Annotated in this window: 14 protein-coding genes; 6 read left to right on the top strand and 8 right to left on the bottom strand. The window is 45.9% G+C overall.

Annotation, left to right across the window (positions count from 1 at the left end):
• Positions 1 to 76: 76 nt before the first annotated feature.
• Positions 77 to 1,654 (top strand): replicative DNA helicase, encoded by a 1,578-nt coding sequence (gene dnaB, locus ACMA1I_RS04590; protein WP_414703871.1) that lies wholly within the window; start codon positions 77 to 79, stop codon positions 1,652 to 1,654.
• Positions 1,655 to 2,012: 358 nt separating this feature from the next.
• Here the strand turns inward: dnaB and ACMA1I_RS04585 are convergent, their stop codons facing one another.
• Positions 2,013 to 2,597: a nitroreductase gene (locus tag ACMA1I_RS04585; protein ID WP_337067113.1), complete on the bottom strand. Its 585-nt coding sequence runs from the start codon at positions 2,595 to 2,597 to the stop codon at positions 2,013 to 2,015.
• Positions 2,598 to 2,897: 300 nt separating this feature from the next.
• Here ACMA1I_RS04585 and ACMA1I_RS04580 point away from each other — a divergent pair, with 300 nt between their 5' ends.
• Complete coding sequence (locus ACMA1I_RS04580; RefSeq protein WP_337067112.1) at positions 2,898 to 3,533, top strand: DinB family protein; 636 nt, start codon at positions 2,898 to 2,900, stop codon at positions 3,531 to 3,533.
• A 425-nt stretch (positions 3,534 to 3,958) separates the two neighbouring features.
• On the opposite strand, the gene ACMA1I_RS04575 is transcribed toward ACMA1I_RS04580, so the two are convergent.
• Both ACMA1I_RS04575 and hppD read right to left on the bottom strand, forming a co-directional pair.
• Positions 3,959 to 5,689, bottom strand: coding sequence for a phospho-sugar mutase (locus ACMA1I_RS04575; RefSeq protein ID WP_337067111.1), 1,731 nt, complete (start codon positions 5,687 to 5,689; stop codon positions 3,959 to 3,961).
• A gap of 172 nt (positions 5,690 to 5,861) precedes the next feature.
• Positions 5,862 to 6,956 (bottom strand): 4-hydroxyphenylpyruvate dioxygenase, encoded by a 1,095-nt coding sequence (gene hppD, locus ACMA1I_RS04570; RefSeq protein ID WP_337067110.1) that lies wholly within the window; start codon positions 6,954 to 6,956, stop codon positions 5,862 to 5,864.
• 144 nt (positions 6,957 to 7,100) lie between these two features.
• Here hppD and ACMA1I_RS04565 point away from each other — a divergent pair, with 144 nt between their 5' ends.
• Together ACMA1I_RS04565 and ACMA1I_RS04560 are read left to right on the top strand one after the other, a co-directional pair.
• Positions 7,101 to 7,499 carry a hypothetical protein gene (locus ACMA1I_RS04565; RefSeq protein ID WP_337067109.1) on the top strand — a complete coding sequence of 133 codons (399 nt, stop codon included), beginning with the start codon at positions 7,101 to 7,103 and terminating at the stop codon, positions 7,497 to 7,499.
• Between the two features lie 779 nt (positions 7,500 to 8,278).
• Positions 8,279 to 11,683, top strand: coding sequence for a ThuA domain-containing protein (locus ACMA1I_RS04560; protein WP_337067108.1), 3,405 nt, complete (start codon positions 8,279 to 8,281; stop codon positions 11,681 to 11,683).
• 191 nt (positions 11,684 to 11,874) lie between these two features.
• Here the strand turns inward: ACMA1I_RS04560 and ACMA1I_RS04555 are convergent, their stop codons facing one another.
• The 5 genes from ACMA1I_RS04555 to ACMA1I_RS04535 all read right to left on the bottom strand — a co-directional run bounded on the left by ACMA1I_RS04555 (position 11,875) and on the right by ACMA1I_RS04535 (position 17,277).
• Positions 11,875 to 12,552, bottom strand: a complete 678-nt coding sequence (locus tag ACMA1I_RS04555) for a TetR/AcrR family transcriptional regulator (protein WP_337067107.1) — start codon at positions 12,550 to 12,552, stop codon at positions 11,875 to 11,877.
• Positions 12,527 to 13,258: a carbonic anhydrase family protein gene (locus ACMA1I_RS04550; RefSeq protein ID WP_337067106.1), complete on the bottom strand. Its 732-nt coding sequence runs from the start codon at positions 13,256 to 13,258 to the stop codon at positions 12,527 to 12,529. Before ACMA1I_RS04550 ends, ACMA1I_RS04555 begins: the two co-directional genes overlap by 26 nt.
• 95 nt (positions 13,259 to 13,353) lie before the next feature.
• Positions 13,354 to 14,919, bottom strand: coding sequence for a SulP family inorganic anion transporter (locus ACMA1I_RS04545; protein WP_337067105.1), 1,566 nt, complete (start codon positions 14,917 to 14,919; stop codon positions 13,354 to 13,356).
• A gap of 414 nt (positions 14,920 to 15,333) precedes the next feature.
• Positions 15,334 to 16,308 carry a tryptophan--tRNA ligase gene (gene trpS, locus ACMA1I_RS04540; RefSeq protein ID WP_337067104.1) on the bottom strand — a complete coding sequence of 325 codons (975 nt, stop codon included), beginning with the start codon at positions 16,306 to 16,308 and terminating at the stop codon, positions 15,334 to 15,336.
• 171 nt (positions 16,309 to 16,479) lie between these two features.
• Positions 16,480 to 17,277, bottom strand: a complete 798-nt coding sequence (locus ACMA1I_RS04535; RefSeq protein ID WP_337067103.1) for a queuosine precursor transporter — start codon at positions 17,275 to 17,277, stop codon at positions 16,480 to 16,482.
• Positions 17,278 to 17,761: 484 nt separating this feature from the next.
• Here ACMA1I_RS04535 and ACMA1I_RS04530 point away from each other — a divergent pair, with 484 nt between their 5' ends.
• Complete coding sequence (locus ACMA1I_RS04530; protein ID WP_337067102.1) at positions 17,762 to 18,592, top strand: hypothetical protein; 831 nt, start codon at positions 17,762 to 17,764, stop codon at positions 18,590 to 18,592.
• Between the two features lie 33 nt (positions 18,593 to 18,625).
• Positions 18,626 to 19,231, top strand: a complete 606-nt coding sequence (locus ACMA1I_RS04525; protein WP_337067101.1) for a hypothetical protein — start codon at positions 18,626 to 18,628, stop codon at positions 19,229 to 19,231.
• Positions 19,232 to 19,569 lie beyond the last annotated feature (338 nt).

The following is a 19,569-nucleotide window of genomic DNA, read 5'->3' as shown; positions in this document are numbered from 1 at the left end:
TATCTTGCCGGCGAATGTGGATTACTCTGGCGGCTTTGTGGATTAATAAAAAGCTAACATGTTTAAATTTGTAGGTATGGAGGAGATGAAAATGAACGTGAGGCCGGCTACTAACCGGAACAACTGGACTAAAAAAGCACCAGCTGTGTCGGAGCTTGGAAAGATGCCGCCACAGGCCATCGACCTGGAGGAAGCAGTGTTAGGTGCTCTTATGTTAGAGAAAGATGCCCTGACAACGGTAATTGATATCCTGCGCCCGCAAAGCTTTTATAAAGAGTCACATCAGCGTATTTTTAAGGCCATTCTGGCGCTGTTTGATAAATCAGAGCCTATCGACATCCTTACAGTAACGCAAGAATTGCGGGAGATCGGAGAACTCGAACTGGCAGGTGGCGCTTATTACGTTACGCAGCTTACATCGCGGGTAAACTCCGCAGCCAACATTGAGTATCACGCCCGTATTATCTCTGAAAACTCAATTAAGCGGGACCTGATTTCTATTTCTTCTGAAGTACTGACACGTGCTTTTGAAGACACCACCGACGTATTTGACCTGCTCGATAGCACTGAAGCAAAACTCTACGAGGTTTCGGAGTCGAACATCCGGAAGAACTTTGACGACATGCGCTCGCTCATGCACCAGGCTCTGAAGGAACTGGAGGAGAAGCGGAAGCAAACCGATGGTCTGACAGGGGTGCCAAGTGGCCTGACCAACCTGGACCGTGTAACTTCTGGGTGGCAGAAATCGGATCTTATTATTCTGGCTGCCCGCCCCGCTATGGGTAAAACGGCCTTTGTACTTTCCTGCCTGCGAAATGCTGCTGTAGATTTCAAGAAGGGCGTGGCAATCTTCTCGCTAGAGATGTCGTCGTTGCAGTTGGTAAACCGCTTAATTTCTTCGGAAGCCGAATTGGATTCTGAAAAAATTAAGAAAGGAAGCTTGGAAGAGTACGAATGGGCTCAGCTGAACCATAAAATATCCAAGCTTACCGAAGCCCCTATATTTATTGACGATACCCCGGGGCTTTCTATCCGTGAACTTCGAACCAAATGCCGACGTCTGAAAGCGCAGTACGACATTCAGATGATTATTATTGACTACCTGCAGCTAATGAGTGGCAACGCCGATGGCAAGGGTGGAGGTAATCGTGAGCAGGAAATCGCCTCTATTTCGAGGGCGCTTAAAATGCTGGCAAAGGAACTGAGCGTGCCGGTAATTGCGCTCTCGCAGCTAAGCCGTGCGGTAGAAACGCGTGGTGGTGATAAACGCCCCATGCTTTCGGACTTACGTGAATCGGGTTCCATAGAGCAGGATGCTGATATGGTACTCTTCCTGTACCGCCCGGAGTATTACGGCCTCACCGAAGACGAGATGGGCAATCCCACGGCTGGTATTGGCGAGGTTATTATTGCTAAACACCGTAACGGTTCCCTGGAGAACGTGCAGCTGAAGTTTATTGGCAAGTACACCAAATTTACCAACCTCGACAACGACTACAGCAGTGGTAGCGATGGCGGATTTAACGCGCTCCCCAACAGCACCTTCGATGCTGAATCTCCTGGTTCTATCAGGTTAGGCAGCCGCATGAACGATGGTGGCGACAATGGTGCCGGTGGTTTCCCTGCCTCCAATTTTGAAGAACCTCCTTTTTAGATGTTAGATACTAGATGCTAGATTTAAGACATTAACAAGAAAGCCGATGCAAGTACTTGCATCGGCTTTCTTGTTAATGGTAATAATGGTAATATATGTAAGTCAACCCTTGACAAGATTTTGATGAAAGGCCGTTGGGAGGCTGTTTTTACTCAAATAATTGCAAAACTGCCTTTGGAGAATTTCTCGTGGCGCTGAGCTAAAAAACTAATTTACTGATAATTATTCTAATGATTTTGGCCTTCCAGAGCGTTTTAGCTAAATTATTTCAAGGGTACAGCTAATTCTTTCTGCTCCTTTATTCAAGCCTTGTGTTTTATCTGTTCCATCACTCCTTCAAAATTCAAACCTTTAGCCACTACATCCACTGCACTTTTTGTGCAAGAGGAACAGTTCTTTTACCATTTCCAACAGGTTTATCGGAGTAGCCGAGGTAGAGGATGCCAAGTACCAGGTCTTCTTCGCCTAATTGCAGATATTCTTTCATGGCTGGTTTGTAGGCCATGCCGCCGGAGCCCCAGTAGCTGCCTATTCCTAAGGCAGTTGCACCAAGCAATATGTTTTGGATGGCGCAGGAGGTGGCAGCAATTTCTTCGAGGGCAGGTATCTTGGGCAAGTCACCACGTTGCATGTAGGCTACGATGAGGTGCGAAGCTCCGTCGCCCATGTGCAGCAGCTTCTCGTAGTTAAAGAGCATAAAGCTCTCTTCTGGGGTATTGGCTTTATAAAGATCAGCGTGTGCCTGGCAGAAGTCTTTTACTTTTTCGCCTGCATATACTCTAAACCGCCAGGGTTCTGTGTGGCCGTGCGTGGGTGCCCAGTCTGCTAACTGCAGGAGTTGCTGTACCTGCTCATTTGGTATTTGTCTCCCGTTCATCTGAGCAGGTTTAATGGTTCTCCTGTTCTGAATTACCTGGGCTATTTCTGAAAATCTATCGTTCATGTGTTAATTCGGATTTTAAAAGCGCAAAGATAAGCAATAGCCCAAAAACAGTTAGCTCCTACTCCCGTATCATTAGAAGCATTGGAATGTATTGAGGTAAGCTGAAATTTTTATTAAAAAGCACTAAAACGCTTTTTAACCAAACCGTTACTTACTCCATATCCTTCCAAAAGAGCTAACCAGCACACCCTTCCCCCAGCTAGTACCTATCAACTGCTATAGTAGAAAAATTTTCGTTGCTTGTTCCTCTTTTTACTGTCTCTGACAGTTCTGTTTCGTAAACCTGATAAACCGACTCCTATGAAAAAGCTAACCAACCACTTAGATCGCAGGTGCTTTATCAGGACCACAGCTACCATTACTGCAGGTATAGCTGGCTTTGGGTTAATTTCTCAAGAAGGCTGGGGTATGGACAGAACACAGGAAGAAATTAACATTATAGGTCCTAGAAAGGGTTTTTCTCCCCATATCGGGACGCTCGTTTCTATGATGAATTGGATGCGAATGGCTTTGCTCCAATCTGTGCAGCAGATGAAAGTAGAGGAATTGGATTACCTGCACGACCCAAAGTCAAACACCATTGGGGCGATGCTGCTGCACTTGGCAGCCACAGAAAGGTTTTATCAGGTTAACACACTGGAGGGAAAAACCTGGGATGCAAAAGAAAGGAAGCAATGGGATGCTCCACTTAATCTTGGAGATGAAGTCAGAAAATCCATCAGGGGCCATAGCCTCGACTATTACTTAGATGTGCTGAGAGAAACACGCGAAAAAACTATCGCAGAATTCAGGAAGCGCGACGACTCCTGGCTATTGGCAGTCGACAAAGATTGGCCTTGGGGACCGACGAATAATTACTGTAAGTGGTTCCATGTTTGCGAACACGAATCGAACCACAACGGGCAAATAAAATGGATCAGAAACAGACTGACTTAGGTCGATGTTGATGTTGTCCATTTACAAGCCAAACCCTCTCTTCCCTTTTCATAACGTTATTCATGCAGCCTTATCTGGAAGCCTCAGATCGGTTAGACTTGTGTACACTTTATTTTTGGATGCTCTGAGCGAAGCTATACCTCTGCTACCATCCTAAAAGAACAGTAAACCTGGCCCATTATAACCTTAGTGGTGCCAAATTTAAATTAACCAAACGCTCACGTTTTACAAATAGAATTGTCAAGCAAATGTGGGTAAGTTGAAAGGTGCTATGCAGACATAAAGGGAGCCTTTGGTAAAGTAATACATTGAGAGTGATTTTATTCTTACCCCTAAACGGCATTAGCCTAAACTGAAGTTGCAAAAAAACAGCCTGTACCACTTTACTAGCGATACAGGCTGCTGATAATTTATAATACGGACTTCTATTTCAACTTCAGGTCAATCTGAATTTGCTCAATCTTCTGGTTTAGTTTCTGCTCTGTGGCATCAAACTCTGCAGCGGAGGCAAGTGGCTCTTTTACGCTGAAGTAGAACTTGATTTTAGGCTCTGTGCCAGACGGACGGGCAGAGATTTTGCTGCCATCTTCGGTCAGGTACTGCAGCACATTAGAGCGCTCCATGTCTATAGTAACTTCCTCGCCGGTTTGCAGGTTTTTCTGTACGCCGGTTTTATAATCGGTAAGGAGCACTACCGGTGAGCCTGCAATAGTTTGTGGCGGGTTGCTGCGCATGTCGGCCATCATCTGCTGAATTTCTTCGGCGCCGCGCATTCCTTTTTTCGTGATGGAAATCAGTTCTTCTTTGTAGAAGCCGTGCTGGGTGTAAACTTCCAGCAGCATCTCGAACAGCGTCTGGCCTTTATCTTTGGCTACGGCTGCCATTTCAGCAATTAGGGCGCAGGACGAAACAGCATCTTTATCACGAACGAAATCGCCAGCCAGGTATCCGTAGCTTTCTTCGCCGCCGCCAATGTACTGCTCCTTGCCTTCCAGTTGCTTAATGAGCTCGGCAATGTATTTAAAGCCTGTTAAAGTCTCATACATTTTTACACCGTAGCTATCGGCCAGCTCTTTAATGAGGTCGGTGGTTACAATGGTTTTTACCACGAACTCTTTGCCAGTAAGCTTACCGGCTTTTTGCCAGGCCAACAACAGGTAGTTTATCAGTAAGCTGCCAGTTTGGTTACCGTTCATCAGCACAAACTCCCCTTTATGGTTTTTAACGGCTATGCCTACTCGGTCAGCATCAGGGTCGGTAGCCAGTACAATGTCGGCATCGAGTTCGGCTGCTTTCTGCATGGCCAGGTTCATAGCGTCTTTTTCTTCCGGGTTCGGATAAACCACCGTCGGGAAGTTGCCATCAGGTGTTGCCTGCTCCTCTACCACGTGCACATTGGTGAAACCAAAACGCTCAAGCACCGCCGGAACCAGTGTAATGCCAGTACCATGAATCGGAGTGAAAACAATTTTGAGGTCGTGCTGACGCTTGATAATGTCCTGCGAAATGGAGAGGCCAAGCACTGCCTGCAAATAGGCTTCGTCTACCTCTGCTCCAATTAGTTCAATATTTGCGGGGTTGGCCTCAAACTTGACATCGTCGATAGAAGTGATTTTGTTTACTTCAGCAATAATGTTTTTGTCGTGTGGAGCTGTTACCTGACCACCGTCGTTCCAGTAGGCTTTGTAGCCGTTGTACTCTTTTGGGTTGTGAGAGGCTGTAATTACTACACCGCTTTGGCAACCAAGGTGCCGAATAGCAAACGATAACTCAGGAGTAGGTCGTAGTGCCTCGAAAAGGTAAACCTTGATGTCATTGGCTGAGAAAATGTCGGCTACAATGCGGGCAAAGGAATCGGAGTTATTACGGCTATCGTGTGCAATGGCCACCTTTACCTGCTGATCGGGAAAGTTTTGCTTCAGGTAATTGCTCAGACCTTGTGTAGCCATGCCGAGTGTGTAGCGGTTCATGCGGTTACTGCCAACACCCATAATGCCACGTAAGCCACCTGTTCCAAACTCCAGGTCTTTGTAAAAAGCATCGGCCAGGGCATCTTCCTGATTGCTGTTCAGCAGGGTTTGTATTTCGTTTTTAGTGGCTTCGTCGTAATTTCCAGTAAGCCAGGCTTCTACTTTCTGGCGGATTGCTGTTTCCATGTTTTATCTTAAAAGTGCTAAATATGCTATGTTATATGGAGTAACCGGCTAGCGGCAGGCGAAAAAAATCACCTCCGTTCTATGTGTCCACAAAAACCGAGGTGAAAGATTCAGCTCCTCAAATTAAAAAAAATCTGGGTTTAATTTACAGGCCGATTACTTTAATTTTTGATTAAAGGTTGCCTCTAAGTTCCTGTTCGCGTTCAATAGCTTCAAATAAAGCTTTAAAATTACCTTTCCCAAACGATTTGGCTCCTTTGCGCTGAATAATTTCATAAAACACAGTAGGGCGATCTTCTACGGGTTTGGTAAAGATCTGGAGCAGGTAGCCTTCGTCGTCACGGTCTACCAGAATGTTCTGCGCCTTCAGGGCCTGCATGTCTTCGTCTATAGTTCCGACGCGCTCAAACAGGTCTTCGTAGTAGGTTTCGGGCACATACAAAAACTCGATGCCACGGTGCCGCAACTCCGATACGGTGTGCAGGATATTGTCGGTGGCGATGGCAATGTGCTGCACACCAGCTCCGCGATAAAACTCCAGGTACTCGTCTATCTGCGACTTTTTACGCCCCTGTGCCGGTTCGTTTATCGGAAATTTAATGTAACCGTTCCCATTCGATACCACCTTCGACATCAGGGCAGTGTATTCGGTGCTGATGTCGCTGTCGTCGAAGGTGACGAGGAGGTTAAAGCCCATTACTTTCTCATAAAACGCCACCCATTCGTTCATTTTGCCCAGCTCCACGTTTCCAACACAGTGGTCTACATACTTTAGTCCCACGGGCTCCACCTGCAGGGTAGAGGTGCGGGCGACAAAGCCAGGCATAAAAGGTCCGCTGTAGTTGCGCCGCTCCACAAAGGTATGGATAGTGTCGCCGTAGGTGTGAATTGAGGCCAGCTTTACCTCACCATGCTCATCTGTTAAAGTTTGAAGCTCGCGGGCTGGTCTGGCTCCCCTGGCTACAGTTTCCCTGAACGATTTTTCGGCATCATCTACCCAGAGTGCCAGCACTTTTACGCCATCGCCATGCTGCAGCACGTGTTTGGCAATGTCGGAGTCAGGAAGGAGGGAAGTGGTAAGCACCAGCCGGACTTTTTCCTGAGCAAGCACATAAGACGCCCTGTCGCGCACACCTGTTTCAGGACCGGCATAAGCCACTAATTTAAAACCAAAGGCAGTCTGATAAAAATGGGCGGCCTGTTTGGCATTCCCTACATAAAATTCGATGTGGTCGGTGCCATTTAGGGGAAGGATATCTGTAGACATAGGCTTTAAAGAATTTGTGCGATGAAAGTAAATTACTAGTTTTACGCAGTATTCCGGATAGGTGTAGCAGAAATTAAATTATCAAACTGAATATTTGCAATTTCTGAGACATGTTAACAACTTTGTAAAAAATCACGAATAACTATGAACGCAACTGCACTAAATAACTCCCTTGTAGCCATTATACAGAAGAAGGAGGAGCTGAACGCACTAGATTATAACGATGCGCGCTACGACGACATTGAGGAGGAACTGCACGACCTGGAAGATGACTTTAACGAAGAGTACGGTGATTTTCTGGAAGATGTGCTGGAAGATGTGCATGCTAAATTAAAATCAGATACAGATCTTTTGCTACCAACAGCTTATGTTTCCAGCTCGCTGGATGTGGCATCGGTAAATAAAGACGGAGAAAAAGAAGGTGTTTGGGTTGAGTCAGATGAGTTTCCGGGAGTAGACATGCGTTTGGTGCTGGTTGCCAACCCTGCCCGCTTTATGGTGCTGATCGGCGAACAGGCCCGTGAACTCTGGAAATCAGAATAAAACTAGATTAGAAGATAATTATTTAAAGCCGCACTTCCCGATTGCATGGAAGTGCGGCTTTCTGCTTTTACTACCCTTGCGAGAAGGTTAAACAGCCAATCTGGGTTTTATATTGTTTCTTTTTATATTAGATCATCCTCCATTACACTAGGTATAGCTTTCGAGGATGCCTCACATCAATTATTCAAATGAATTTGGCCTTCCAGAGGCTTTTCAGAGATTTTAGACGCTAGATGTTGTGCTTAGTAAATCCATTTGCATTACTATAATTCTGCTTCGCCAGACGACACTCCCAGGAGCTGTGTAGGTTGCGAGGGCATTTTCCTGCTCTCATTTTAATCTAAATATTTAACAATCAACAACGAACAACCAAATTCTGCTAATGAATAAGGCCCTCCGGAAGTGTTTAGCAGATTTTAGAAGTTAGGGTAGCATCCGGTTGGTGGCTTTGCAAAGCGGTAGGGCCTGTTGTGAATGGTGGAGCTTATAAAGCCGAAGCAGTAAGAAACTTTCCTGAAGCATACAAACTAGTTTTAGGAATTCCTAGTATCTTGGCTCTCAGTTTAAACATCATCGTGGACTTAAGCAACAATGGTTACAAAGCCCCACGTTATCATCCTTATTTTTACCTTCGGAAGGCTTTTTTCATTAGAATAATTTTCAGACAGCCATCACGTCCGGAGGAGATTCTATGCATCAGCGATTGTAAGGAATGCTATATTTAAAAATTATAAAAACGAATGTAAGTTCGTAAAACCCCTGTTATTGAACTCTATTAAATGAAATCACCTTTATTTTCGTCCTCTTTGCCAAGGCTGCTGCTCCTCTGCTGCCTCATTGTGTTTGGCTCCTGCAACAGCAAACGGTCTGGCCCGCCCCGAATTCTGGTCTTCGGTAAAACAAGCGGCTTCCATCATGCTTCTATTGCGGCAGGAAACGAGGCGCTCCTGAAGCTGGGGCAGCAGAACGGCTTTGAGGTAGACACCACCACCAATGCTGCTTACTTCCACGAAGATTCTTTAGGGAAATACGCTGCTGTGGTTTTTCTGAGTACTACCGGCGATGTACTTAACCAATACCAGGAGGCCGATTTTGAGCGCTACATACAAGCAGGTGGGGGTTTTGTAGGCATACATGCAGCCGCAGATACAGAGTATGACTGGCCCTGGTACGGCAACCTGGTAGGTGGTTGCTTCGAGAGTCACCCGAAGGTACAGCAGGCTTCCATTTTGGTAAAGGAGAAATCGCATGCTGCCACCAAACACCTGCCAGACCCCTGGCAGAGAACCGACGAGTGGTACAACTACAAAAACCTGAACAAGCAGGTAAAGGTGCTGCTGGCCCTGGACGAAAAATCGTATGAAGGTGGCAAAAATGGCAATAACCACCCCATTGCCTGGTACCACGACTATGATGGAGGTCGCGCCTTTTACACGGGCTTAGGCCATACGGACGAAAGCTACCAGGAGCCTGATTTTCTGCAGCACCTGCTCGGTGGCATTCAGTATGCCATAGGCGACAACCAGGAGCTAAAGTACAAGAACGCTAAAACGGAGCGCGTGCCTGCCGAGGAGCGCTTTGTAAAGACAGTGCTGACCCAAGGCGGCTTTACAGAGCCCACTGAAATGGCCGTTTTGCCCGACTTAAGTGTGCTGGTGGTGCAACGCAGAGGCGAAGTGATGCTCTTCGACCAGGAAACCCAGCAGGTAAGCCAGGTGGGAGCTTTGCAGGTATACCACAAAGCCACTGTGCCGGGTGTAAATGCTGAAGAGGGCTTGATGGGCCTAGCAGCAGACCCTGATTTTGCCAAAAACAACTTTATATACCTCTATTACAGCCCCGCTGACTCGTCTGTAAATCGCTTGTCGCGGTTCGTGTTCAAAAACAAACAGCTAGATCTAGCCTCCGAAAAGGTGGTGCTGGAGGTGAAGTCCCAACGCAATATCTGCTGCCACACCGGAGGCTCCATAGCCTTTGGACCCGACAACATGCTCTACCTCTCCACCGGCGATAACTCCACGCCATTTAACGAGGCCGGGCAGCGTTACGTAAACCACGGTTTTGCTCCCCTCGACGACCGCCCGGGCCACGAGCAGTACGATGCCCGCCGCTCAGCTGGCAACACCAACGACCTACGCGGAAAAATCCTCCGAATCAAACTAAATGAAGACGGCACCTACACTATCCCTGCCGGTAACTTGTTTCCTGAAAATACAGCCAAAACCCGCCCAGAAATTTATGTAATGGGCAACCGGAATCCCTACCGTATTTCAGTGGACCCAAAAAACGGTTACCTCTACTGGGGCGAGGTAGGGCCCGATGCCAACAAAGACAGCCTGGAGGTGCGAGGGCCACGAGGCTACGATGAGTTTAACCAAGCACGAGAGGCAGGGTTTTTCGGGTGGCCGCTTTTTGTAGGCAACAATTACTCCTACCACCGCTACGATTATGGTACAGGCAAAACTGGTCAAACCTTTGATCCGGCTAATCCGCTGAATGAATCGAGAAACAACACTGGTTTGAGGGAGTTGCCAGCTGCGCAACCGGCCTTTATCTGGTACCCTTATGCTGCCTCCAAAGAGTTTCCGCAGCTTGGAACAGGAGGACGCACGGCAATGGCTGGCCCAACTTACTACACCGATTTGTATCCGAAAGAAACAGCTTACCCAGCTTATTACAATGGCAAAGTCTTTATTTATGAATGGGTTCGGAACTGGATAAAGGTGCTGACGCTGAAGGAAAATGGCGATCTGCAGAAAATGGAAACGTTTATGTCGGATACACCTTTTAGTGCCATGATGGATATGGAAGTAGGCCCCGATGGCAGAATATATGTGCTGGAATACGGCAAAGGGTGGTTTACGGCCAACCCTGATGCTGGCCTGGCACGCTTAGATTATATTTCCGGTAACCTGCCGCCACGCGTTCATACTTTTACTGTAGATAAAACAAGTGGCAAAATACCGCTCACTATCACGGCTAAAGTAGCTGCCTCTGATCCTGAAAAAGAACCTTTGCGCTACCTCTGGACAATTGGAGATGTTAAGAAAGAAACTAAAGAACCCTACCTGGAGCATACTATTGAGAAAGGGGGCAGCCATGTGGTGCGGGTAGAGGTGCTGGATAAGCAGCAGGCATCGCGGCAGAGCGAAGAAGTAAAAGTGTATGCCGGCAATACACAACCCGAAGTTGCCATTAAGCTAACCGGCAACCAGAGCTTTTATTTTGCTGGCAAACCAGTGCAATACGAGGTGCAGGTTAAAGATGAGGACGTGCAGGTGAAAATGGAAAATCTTTTTGTTTCTCAGGATTTTATCAGAGGCAAGGACTTGGCCGGGGCTAACCTGGGGCACCAGGTACTTTCTGAAACCGTAGTAGGCCGCAACCTGATGAATGCTTCTGACTGTAAAAGCTGTCACAAGTTAGATGAAAAGTCTATCGGGCCATCTTTCAGAGAAGTAGCCGTGAAATACCAGAAAGAGCGCGATGCCCAGGCCTATCTGACAGATAAGATATTAAAAGGCGGCAGTGGAGTTTGGGGGCCCAACCCTATGCCGGCTCACCCTACCATGGATCCGGGAGAAGCCCGGCAGATTGTGCAATGGGTACGGTCATTAGCAAACGAAGACAGCAAGAAACCGTCCTTGCCAGCTAAAGGCAATGTAGTGCCCCCTGCCTCTGCAGAGCAAGGACAGCCCTCTGTGTTAAAACTAACAGCCACTTACACAGACAATGGGGCTCCGGGTGCTCCGCAGCCCCTAACAGGAGCTTATGTAGTTTACCTGCGGAACAGCGCCTTGGATGTAAGCGAGTTAAAGCAGGTGAACGCTTTTGCCAGTAAAGATTCTCTGGGAAGTAAGTATCTTATTTTTCCGGCAGGAGAAGGTTGGGTAAAATCTCCAGGAATCGACCTTACCAACATCAGCAAAATAGAAGTGGCAGGTTTTGGGACTGGTGTAGCTACAGCCTACCAGGTTGAGGTACGGCTAGGGCAGATAAATGGTAAAAAAGTAGGGGAGGGGCAATTAAACTTTGGTGCAAACAAGCAGAAAACTACAGCTACCCTATCGCTGCAGAATGCAGCAGGGAATCAGTTACAGGAGGTTTACCTGATCTTTAAACCTACAGCAACAGCCGAGGATGGTAAAAGGCCAATGCTGAAAACAATAACCTTTTTGCCTTAGTTAACCAGTGACATAATTACTTAAACACAGAAGAGGCTGCCTTAAGTAGGCAGCCTCTTCTGTGTTTAAAACCATAAGATAGATAGGCAAATTGCCGACCTAACTTATGGTTTTAAACACAGAAGAGGCTGCCTTAAGTAGGCAGCCTCTTCTGTGTTTAAAACCATAAGATAGATAGGCAAATTGCCGACCTAACTTATGGTTTTAAACACCAGTTCTGTCAGAAACTCAACCAACTGCTCGTCTTTGCTGTCGGAGATGTTGGTGAGGGAGGGCAGGTGCAGCGAAAAAAACTTTTGGTAATGCGCCGTTTCAGCCACTGTAGAAACCAGCGAAGCCGGAAACCTGAAGCTCGGGTTTATTTCCAGAATAATATCCGACACGCGCTTGCAGAAACGCTTGTAGCTGAAAAAAAAGCCTTCGCGGTTATTGTCATCCACCTCTTTTGTAAGGTAAACTTTGGCCGACTCGGCTACCACAATCCGTTGCAGCGCCACTTCATCTATGTGCTGGAAATCCATGTCGCGCTCTACTTTGCCCGACAAAATGCCGATGGCAATTTTAAGCCTTTCGGTAGCAGACGGAATATTATGTGAGGCAAACACAAGCCGGTATTCCAGCCAGCTCCAGTACCAGGAGACCAGGTAGGAGAGCAGCATGTGCTTGCTCTCAAAATACCGGTAAATAGTTGCTTCTGTTGTTCCGATTCTGGCAGCCAGTTTTTTAAATGTTAAGGCCTCCAGCCCTAGCTCATCAAGAAGTAAAATGCTTTGTTCTATAATTTGCCTTCCCTTGTCCGAAGATTCGGGATCTTTGAGGTAAACTTTATTGTCGACCTTAATACTAATATTTGTTGCTAGATTTTTCATTCATTGATTCACTTGCCTGCAGGGAGTGTTCATAAAATTCCACTTCACCTGTTTCTACATCGTACATACCGCCTGCAATGCCAATCTCTCCGTTTTCGATCATCTCACTAATAATGCTGCTTCTGGTTTGAATTTCGTCTATCATGTTATGTACATTTCGTTCAGCAACCAGCTGCACAAACTCAGCATTAGTAGATTTCTTGCTTCCATCATACTGAATTTCTTCTACCGATGGCTTGATTTTATTTACAAGTCCTGTTAAAAATCCGAGTTCCACGCTATCACAGGCCCCTTTAATGGCGCCGCAATTGGAGTGGCCCAATACCACTATCAGCTTAGCGCCTGCCACTTTACAGGCAAATTCCATACTTCCCAGAATATCTTCATTCACAATATTGCCGGCGATCCGGACACTGAAAATATCCCCAAGGCCCTGGTCAAATATCAGTTCTGCGGATGTTCTGGAGTCGATGCAACTCAGCACAATAGCAAATGGGTGCTGCCCCTGTGAGGTTTCATTTACTTGCTGCAGGAGATTTCGGTTAACTTTGAGGTTGTTAACAAATCTTCTGTTGCCTTCGGTTAGTAGTTCTAATGCTTTTGCAGGGGTAAGTTGGTCCTGTAACTCTTTGGTCAGTGTTCTCATGAGTATAACTTTTATTTTTATAAGGTTAATTATGCAACTAGTAGAACGTTGCCACGGCATGGTGCACAGCAGGAGGCCTTTAGGAAAGCTTCTAAAGCTCTAGGGCCACATTCTCTTTATCTGGTTAAAAAACTGCCAGGTGAATCATTCTTTAATCAGAGCAGTATCTTCTCTTGTTTAAAAGCTTTGGTGTCGTCTACTTCTTTAATAGTCAGGTTAATATTTTTGGTTTTAGCAGTATCTTTAAAATCTTCTATGAGTTCTTTTACATCCGGGTCCACATAGGCAGAGCTCGAAAAGTCTATTTCGAGGTCCACGTTTTCAGGGAGTTTTCGGAGCGTCTGCATAATATTGCCTTTGTTCAGAAAAGAAATTTCTTCGGCCAATAGTATATAATATTTCTCTCGCGGACCAGCCTCTTTATCCTTGTACAGGTAGTGAGAGACTTTATAGTTGTTTCGCAGAATGTTAATAATAGCTACAGCCATGCCAATGCCAATACCTGTTAAAAGATCAGTAAATACAATGGCTACAATGGTTACCAGGAAGGGCAAAAACTGATTCCAGCCGCTCCTGTACATGCTTCTGAAAAGCGAAGGTTTTGCCAGTTTGTAGCCAACCACAATCAGAATAGCTGCAAGGCTCGATAGCGGTATCATGTTAAGAATTTGAGGAACCAGCACCACGCAGCACAAGATCAGAATGCCATGTATTAAGGCCGACAGTTTGGTGCGGCCTCCAGACTGAATATTGGCCGAGCTCCTGACAATTACCTGGGTTAAGGGCAAGCCACCGATCATCCCGGAAACCATGTTACCGACACCCTGCGCTACCAGCTCCCTGTTGGCGGGGCTAATTCTTTTGTAAGGGTCCAGCTTATCAGTAGCCTCCAGGCAGAGCAATGTCTCTAGGCTGGCTACTATGGCAATAGTGCCGGCCAGGAAGAGCACATCGTAGGTAAGTACCCGGCTAAAGTCTGGTAAGGTGAACTGCTGTACAAACCCACTTAAACTGTTGGCCACAGGGAGTTCCACCAGGTGCGAGGTAGCGAGTGCTAATTGCGGAAAGTAATCGCGGAAGACAATGTTGAGCACAATACCCAGGACCACGACAACCAGTGGCCCCTGAATTAGCTGGAATATTTTATGCTTTCTGGTAAGAACCTGATCCCAGAATATAAGAATAACCAGCGAAAGAGCACTTATTAAAATGGCTCCTGGCGTTATATATTCAAAGGCTTTAAATAGGTCGGAGAAGGTAGTGCCTCCATCTGGCTGAATGTAATGAACATCTCCTTCGTAGTTGCTGTCGTAGCCGAATGCGTGCGGAATCTGCTTCAGGATAATGATAACCCCAATACCAGAAAGCATACCTTTAATAACAGCAGTTGGAAAGTAATAGCCAATACTACCTGCTTTCAGAAACCCAAGTGCTAACTGAATGGCACCAGCCAGCACCACAGCTGACAAAAACACTTCGTAGCTGCCTAGCCCTTGTATGGCTTGCAGCACAATTACTGCCAAACCTGCTGCAGGTCCGCTTACGCCTAATTGCGACCCACTGATGAGTGTAACAACAATGCCACCCACTATGCCGGCTATAATACCGGAAAACAGAGGTGCACCAGAGGCCATGGCAATACCCAGGCACAGAGGCACAGCCACCAGGAAAACAACAATTCCCGCTGGCAAATCGTGTTTGATTTCTTTCAGGCTTATCATAAGATTCCGGATTTAGGAGAATGCTTAAAAACGATAGCTTTGCTATAGCATTACAATGTAAAACTTTTTTTTACATTGTTTTACTTTTGTATTTAGAAAAATGTTAACCTGCAAAAATGAGGGGTAAAATACTCTAAGTAAAAGGGTTGGCTACCCAGGTTAAAAAGGATGTTCCCATCATGGCACCAGGCATACTAGAGCCTCCGGAAGGGCTATTTGATTAGAATAATTTACTTGTGCGGTAGCTCTCAGAGCATTCCATGTTATAAAAATTACTGTTTCAACCTTTACAATACTTGCCACCGCCACGACTAACTAAGGCGCATCGTCACTATAAAACAAAATGCCCCGGCAATTTTAAGAATTGCCGGGGCGGTCTGAACAGAAAGGTGAATAAAGATTGGAAGCTGCGGTTTAAAAGCCTAGCTTCTGGCGAACCCGCTCAAGTACTGGTGCGGCAATGGCTCTTGCCTTTTCGGCTCCTTCCAGCAGCTTTTTATCTATTTCGGGCAGGTTGTTGATGTAGTAGTTGAACAGCTCGCGTTCCTTGGCGTATTTCTGAACAATAACCTCGTACAGTGCCTGTTTGGCATGACCATAGCCGTAACCACCGTTTAAATAGTTTTGTCGCATGGCCTCCGCTTCTTCTGGCTTGGCGATAAGCTTGTATAACTTATACACTGTGTCGCTTTCCGGGTCTTTAGGATCTTCGAGCGGTGTGCTGTCGGTAATAATACTCATTACCGTTTTACGGAGTGGCTTGTCTGCCTCAAAAATATCGATGATGTTGCCATACGACTTGCTCATTTTTTCGCCGTTCAATCCTGGCACCGTCATAACAGATTCATCTATCCTAGCCTCGGGCAGCACAAAAGTGTCACCATAGGTGTGGTTAAATGAGCTGGCAATATCGCGCGTGATTTCCAGATGCTGTATCTGATCTTTGCCTACAGGAACAGTGTTGGCATCGTAGAGCAAGATGTCGGCTGCCATGAGCACCGGGTATGTAAAAAGCCCAGCGTTTACATCAGAAAGACCACGACGGCTCGATTTATCTTTAAAAGAGTGTGCATTGGCCAACATCGGGAAAGGCGCAAAGCAGTTGAGGTACCAGGCCAGCTCAGTTACCATCGGCACATCCGATTGGCGGTAGAAAATATGTTTATCTGTGTCAAAACCAAAGGCAAGCCAGGAGGCAGCTACTGAATAGGTATTATGACGTAAAACTTCCGCATCGCGAATGGCAGTAAGGGAGTGCAGATCAGCAATAAAAAACAGAGATTCCTCCTGAGATGTTCTGGAGAGTTCGATAGCTGGAATAATAGCACCCAATAAGTTGCCTAAATGGGGTCTGCCTGTGCTCTGGATGCCGGTGAGGTAACGTGCCATAGAGAAATCATCATTAGTTTAAGCTGCAAAATAAGCGAAATTTAATGATTAGGTGATTTGAAAATCCGGAAATTTAAAGTCGGCAGCTGATGCAGGCCCCTCTGGTAGGTAACCTGGCTCCTTCTAAACATGGTGGAGGGAAATGGCCTATCTACTATACCTCCTTACCTGTTAATGTACTGCTTCTTTTTCATCGGCGGCTTCTTGTATCAAAGCAGAGGCAGTTCTATGGCCAAGGTAGCCATCTATAATGTAATGTGCTACATAAAGCAGCGGTGTTAGGGCAATGGCCACAAAAAACTTATAAATGTAGTTAAGTCCTGCCACCGAAAGCACCTGTGTTAAAGACCAATTGCCAAAAAAGTAGAAGGCAATAAAGAGTACCACTACACTATCAACCAGTTGCGACACCAGTGTAGAGCCTGTTGCCCGGAGCCAGATTTTTTTGCTGCCTGTGTAGCGGCGGAGCCAATGAAAAACAGTAGCATCGAGGAACTGCGACACCATAAACGCCACCACAGACCCTAAAATAATTCCCATGCCTTGCCGGTAGATACTGTTAAAGGCGAAGTCTATGTTGAAGGGTTTTCCTTCGCTGTCTATGCTGTTTACTTCGAGCCAGAATTGTGCGGGTGGCAGCCCTGTAACCACTGTAATCACCAAAAAGGCATATAAAATCAGTACAACTGTTAAGATGCTTACTTTTTTTACACCTTCTTTTCCGAAATACTCATTTATAATGTCAGTAGTGATAAACACTACTGGCCAGATAATAACGCCGGCTGTAAGGTTAAAATCCAGCTTTGACCCCAGGATGCTGAGCTGTGCACCTGGAAGGCCGAATAGTGCCTCCCCAGAAAATATTTTAACCCCAATCAATTCCGCTAGCAAGGCATTGGCTATGAAAATGCCACTCAGTACTAAAAAGAGCTGCGTTCGTTTTTTTTCGGAGGTAGAAACTGTACTCATGGCCAATTGCTGGTTAAGATCTAACAAAAACGGCTATAACCACTGTGGTGAAGGTATGGCCGCGATCGTACTCATCAAAGGTAAAAATATATTGTAAAAAATGCAGGCTATACTCGAAGAAGGGCATAGACTTTATGGACACTAGAAGCCTCTGGATGGCCTTTTTCATTAGAAAAATTCGAAGCTTTCTGCTCTTGTTTTAAAGTAGCAGCAGGAATGATTTGCAGACACACCACAATAATCTTCATTAAGGCTAAATAGATGCAACTAAATCATAAATAATTGGATCTGTTAAATTAGTTATCAGACTCGGCAGAAATTTTAGTTGTTTAATGTGCTTACTGATAGATGATTATGAGGTTTTGGCCGTTTTTGACATGTTTGATAAGGCAAGATAGTAAGCAAAAATCTGAAAGGTTTTATAGATCTTGTAATTTTGTTTAAAAAATATTAAATTGGATAATAATAACAAAATAATAAACCTATGAAAATTAGTAAAGTAGTTTTAGTGGCACTTGTGCTCTCCTTAGGGCATCAGGGTGCCATGGCTCAGGCTGGCCTCCTGAACAAAGTGAAGCAACGCGGCGATGCTAAAGCCGATGAAGCACTGGATAAGTTGTTTGGAGGTAAGAAAAGTGCCGGCAACAACACTACCGGAAACAGCAGTGCCTCCTCTACCACGGAGAGCGGGAGCGGTGTAGTGTACGGTAGCAAAGGAGGCAGCCGTGCTACTAATAAAGGTGGCGAAGGGCTGGCCGCTACTATACCCGATGTAAAGCAACACCTTACGGAGGCTGAAACATCCTTTAAAGCCAGAAGTTTTGGCGAGGCTCGCTATGCGGTGCAGCAGGCTATGCTGGGGGTAGAACTCCAGATCGGACAAAAAATACTGGCATCGTTGCCGGAGGCTATTTCTGGCCTGAAAAAAGATGAACAGGTAGAGCAGGTAACCAGTATGGGCTGGGGCTGGGCCGGGCTTACCATCCTGCGCCAGTACACCAACCAAGACGACAAAGAATTTAGAGTTACAGTGGCCAATAATGCGGCCTATGTAAACATGCTGAATAATTACATGACCAGCGGAGGCTACGGACAAACAACAGGTGGACAACAGGATTGGAAACAAACCAAAGTGAAAGGTCACCGTGCCGTAATTGAATACAGCGATGGAGCTGGTTATAAACTTACTGTTCCGCTTGGTCAGTCTTCTATGCTCATGTATGAAGGCGTAAATTTTAAAAATGAGCAGGAAGTAATGGCAGCAGCCAACACCGTAGACATAGACGGCATTAAGAAAATGTTAGGAGAAAAGTAACAGCAGCACGCTACACTCAAAAAGAAATAACGAATGAAAAAGATACTGACCGGCATTTTTGCCTTTTGCTTACTTTCTCTCACCTGCTTAGGGCAGCAATTTAATAGCAACCTGGGTGAGGCACGCAACAATTACGCAGCAGGTAACCTCGTAGAATCCAGGGCGGCGATGGAGCAGATGCTCCGCGAGTTGGATGTGGAGATTGGCCGTGAGATTCTGAAGTTGCTTCCTGCTAAACTGGAAGCTTTGGATGCCAATACGAAAAATGACGAGGTAACAAGTGGAGGTGGTGGTTTAATAGGAGGCTTGTACATACATCGCACCTATGGCTCCGATCCTAAAAGCGCCAACCTCGACATTGTAAACAATTCACCGCTCATTAACTCGCTGCAGGCACTGCTTTCTGTGCCCTTTATTGCCGGAGCGGGCAATCCTGACCAGAAGGTGGTAAAAATAAGCGGATACAAAGCGCTACTGAACAAAATGAATGATGAAACGGCCGGAAAAACAAATTATGAACTCCAGATTCCGCTGCAGAACACACTTGTTACCCTTAAAGTAAACGACACCAAAGAAGATAACATCATAAAACTAGCTGGTACTATTCCGCTAGAAAAGATCTCACAAATGGCTAGATAGGACAAACAATATAAAAACAGGGAAAGAGCGGTAGGGGAGGCCATAAGCCTTTTCTATCGCTTTTCTGTTTTGGTAAACGAAGCTGCGCAACTAGCAAAGTATTCTCTGGCAATGGAAAATTGCTTTGGAATGGATTCTGAAAATAGAAGTTGCTGGTACCGGCAATTGGTAAGTTTATGCAAACGATGTTAAAGGCCTAAGGGGAAAATTCGCTTAATTAACGTGAACTCGGGAATTAATTTGGTTTAAGACAGGCATTTGCGCAACAAAAAAGGCTAAGGATTAGGTAGAAATATTGTCCGATGTTTCACCTAACTCCTTAGCCTTATGCACTTTAT

Origin of the sequence: Pontibacter sp. 13R65, from assembly GCF_047525655.1 — a bacterium.
In the GTDB taxonomy this organism is placed as follows: domain Bacteria; phylum Bacteroidota; class Bacteroidia; order Cytophagales; family Hymenobacteraceae; genus Pontibacter.
The sequence above is the reverse complement of the archived record's forward strand: the minus strand, read 5'-3'. Positions and strand labels throughout refer to the sequence as shown.

What these genes read in the sequence shown, in the direction of transcription:
- dnaB (WP_414703871.1), top strand. Translation starts at nt 77, where the DNA reads ATGGAGGAGATGAAAATGAACGTGAGGCCGGCTACTAACCGGAACAAC.
- ACMA1I_RS04585 (WP_337067113.1), bottom strand. Translation starts at nt 2,597, where the DNA reads ATGAACGATAGATTTTCAGAAATAGCCCAGGTAATTCAGAACAGGAGA.
- ACMA1I_RS04580 (WP_337067112.1), top strand. Translation starts at nt 2,898, where the DNA reads ATGAAAAAGCTAACCAACCACTTAGATCGCAGGTGCTTTATCAGGACC.
- ACMA1I_RS04575 (WP_337067111.1), bottom strand. Translation starts at nt 5,689, where the DNA reads ATGGAAACAGCAATCCGCCAGAAAGTAGAAGCCTGGCTTACTGGAAAT.
- hppD (WP_337067110.1), bottom strand. Translation starts at nt 6,956, where the DNA reads ATGTCTACAGATATCCTTCCCCTAAATGGCACCGACCACATCGAATTT.
- ACMA1I_RS04565 (WP_337067109.1), top strand. Translation starts at nt 7,101, where the DNA reads ATGAACGCAACTGCACTAAATAACTCCCTTGTAGCCATTATACAGAAG.
- ACMA1I_RS04560 (WP_337067108.1), top strand. Translation starts at nt 8,279, where the DNA reads ATGAAATCACCTTTATTTTCGTCCTCTTTGCCAAGGCTGCTGCTCCTC.
- ACMA1I_RS04555 (WP_337067107.1), bottom strand. Translation starts at nt 12,552, where the DNA reads ATGAAAAATCTAGCAACAAATATTAGTATTAAGGTCGACAATAAAGTT.
- ACMA1I_RS04550 (WP_337067106.1), bottom strand. Translation starts at nt 13,258, where the DNA reads ATGCCGTGGCAACGTTCTACTAGTTGCATAATTAACCTTATAAAAATA.
- ACMA1I_RS04545 (WP_337067105.1), bottom strand. Translation starts at nt 14,919, where the DNA reads ATGATAAGCCTGAAAGAAATCAAACACGATTTGCCAGCGGGAATTGTT.
- trpS (WP_337067104.1), bottom strand. Translation starts at nt 16,308, where the DNA reads ATGGCACGTTACCTCACCGGCATCCAGAGCACAGGCAGACCCCATTTA.
- ACMA1I_RS04535 (WP_337067103.1), bottom strand. Translation starts at nt 17,277, where the DNA reads ATGAGTACAGTTTCTACCTCCGAAAAAAAACGAACGCAGCTCTTTTTA.
- ACMA1I_RS04530 (WP_337067102.1), top strand. Translation starts at nt 17,762, where the DNA reads ATGAAAATTAGTAAAGTAGTTTTAGTGGCACTTGTGCTCTCCTTAGGG.
- ACMA1I_RS04525 (WP_337067101.1), top strand. Translation starts at nt 18,626, where the DNA reads ATGAAAAAGATACTGACCGGCATTTTTGCCTTTTGCTTACTTTCTCTC.